Raw genomic sequence first — 2,079 nt, 5'->3', positions numbered from 1 at the left:
GCCGTCCAAACCGTTGCTTGACCTTGATAAATCGTCCGAGTGAATGCCCAACCTGTATAGGTTTTTAAGTCCTGTTGAATCGTTGTTCCTTTAGCATCAGCTGTAACAGTCAAAATAAAATCATGACCGATTTCGGTACTAGGGTTAGTAATCCCGTTTAGAATTGTTGCGGCATTTTCGCCACTATCATAAATACCCGGTACTGTGTAATCATTTAGGTCTGCCTTAGCTGGAATAAGTGTTGCCACTAAATCCCCTGACACTCGTTTCCAGGCTTTGATTATTCCCTTATCAACACTTGCATAAAGCTCAGTATTAGAACCTAAATCATGAATTGTTAAGTGGCCTGATTGACTATCATAACCGGGTTCTACATCTAAAGTATATTGCCCACTAATTGGCGAATTTCCAATAACTACGTTGCTAATTGACCAATTACCAGCATACTTGATCGTATCTTTAGCCACATTCGCTAAATCAGTAAAGGTTGCTAAACGAGTTGCCAAACCAGCTTTAATTGGTTGAGTAAACGTATTAGCACCACTAAAATCATTGTCACCATTCAAAATAGCTACTTGCTTATCATTGATTTGCTGGATAATCGCCGTTAAGGAAACTTTTAAAGCATCATATGCAGCTTGTTGCATCTGTAAGGTGTCACTAATATTTGCTAATTTAGCCTTTGCTTCATTAATTACCTTCTCAATTGTATCGATGTAATCACTAGATGGATTTGAAGTGATAATAATGTTGTTAGATAGAACGTTAAACATAATCGGAATACTTGAAATAACTGTCCCATCAGTATCAATCACACTGATATAACCCTCTTGAATATCCCCCGCTGCTTGATACATTTCACTTGGAATAATCATTGAAAACTGACCGGCATCAGCCTTAATAACATCTTTAATACCGGAAATTTGTTTAACTTTACCTCCTGCATCTTTAACTGTAATCTTGACGTCTTTGTTTGAAATATTAAAAGGTAAATCACCCTTCTTCAGCCAAAAGAATATTTCTCGGCCATTGTCACCTTGGCGGCCATTTAATTGGTCAATCAAAGTTACATCTGTTGTATTTAACAGTGTATTAACAATGACGAACCTGCCTACCGTATTTGCTGTTAACATATTACTTCCTTTCTTCTACATATCCATAAATAATCAGCAATTCATAAGCCTCATCAAACTTGCTTTTGAATTCTGAAAGTTTGCCACTAATAAGTTTCTCAACTTGCTTTTCTTGGACGTTATCTAGTCTAAAAGACTTGAGCTTTTCTACCGATTCTCCAGTAGTAATATTTTTAACTTTTAATTTCCAAGAGATTTCAACGAGTGTATTAATAACTTTTATAGCAAAATTAAAGGCCTCATCAATTTCTTGATAGGCCTTTAAATTATATTCATTGTTTAACGTTATATTTTGGAACTTAGGAATTTCTCCGATAACCATCATTTCTTGTAAATCTTGATTTACGTTATTAACTAAGCTAATGAGGTTATTAATATTATTGCTTACCAATTTTTTATCCAACCATTACACCTCCTTAGTAGTAACAATTTCTCCATTATCGTTAATGCTTATTTGATATTTAGTGCCATTTGGAGAAGTTAATATAGTTGCTTCTTTAAGTAGTTCATCAACTTGTGCCTTAGTATAAAATTCTGACAAGTCAATCATTACTTTGTCATCAATTAATAACTGATTTTTTGAATTCAAACTAAACTCATGTTGCGTACCTTTTTCATCAACAAATAGAATTGCTGGTAAATATAGGTCACTAAAATCAGATGGTGTTAGATGAATACCAGCTGGGTCTACAAATGAGCGTAATTTATTGGAGACGGTTGCCCACAATCCATAATCCTTATTAATTCCAAATTTATCGATTGTAGGTTGAATTTCCGGCCGACTAGGTAGTTTGTTCATCATTTCCCCTCCAATCCCAAATAATCCCATTGTTCAATGTTTTTTGAATATCTCCAGAAATACCACTAGTAATTTTGTCACTGTTATTTTTATTATTTATCATTTGATTTAGATAATCATTAACTGTCCTTTTCAAACTATTTAAGG

At 34.1% G+C, this 2,079-nt stretch carries 3 protein-coding genes; all 3 read right to left on the bottom strand.

What is annotated here, in order from left to right; genetic code table 11:
* A partial coding sequence (locus TT13_RS10750) for a BppU family phage baseplate upper protein (protein WP_052348639.1) occupies window positions 1–1,133 on the bottom strand: 1,133 nt, incomplete at its 3' end.
* A 1-nt stretch (window position 1,134) separates the two neighbouring features.
* Entirely contained in the window at window positions 1,135–1,536 is a 402-nt protein-coding gene (locus TT13_RS10745) for a hypothetical protein (protein ID WP_027699945.1), read from the bottom strand.
* 3 nt (window positions 1,537–1,539) lie between these two features.
* A complete protein-coding gene (locus TT13_RS10740) occupies window positions 1,540–1,935 on the bottom strand; it encodes a hypothetical protein (RefSeq protein WP_145912385.1) in 396 nt (131 codons plus the stop codon).
* Window positions 1,936–2,079 lie beyond the last annotated feature (144 nt).

This window comes from Weissella oryzae SG25 (genome assembly GCF_000691805.2).
Lineage (GTDB): Bacteria > Bacillota > Bacilli > Lactobacillales > Lactobacillaceae > Weissella > Weissella oryzae.
Note: the sequence above shows the minus strand (reverse complement) of the source record. Positions and strands in the feature narration are given on the sequence as shown.

Excerpts from the sequence above, each read along its gene's own strand:
- TT13_RS10740 (WP_145912385.1), bottom strand. The coding sequence starts at position 1,935 with ATGATGAACAAACTACCTAGTCGGCCGGAAATTCAACCTACAATCGAT.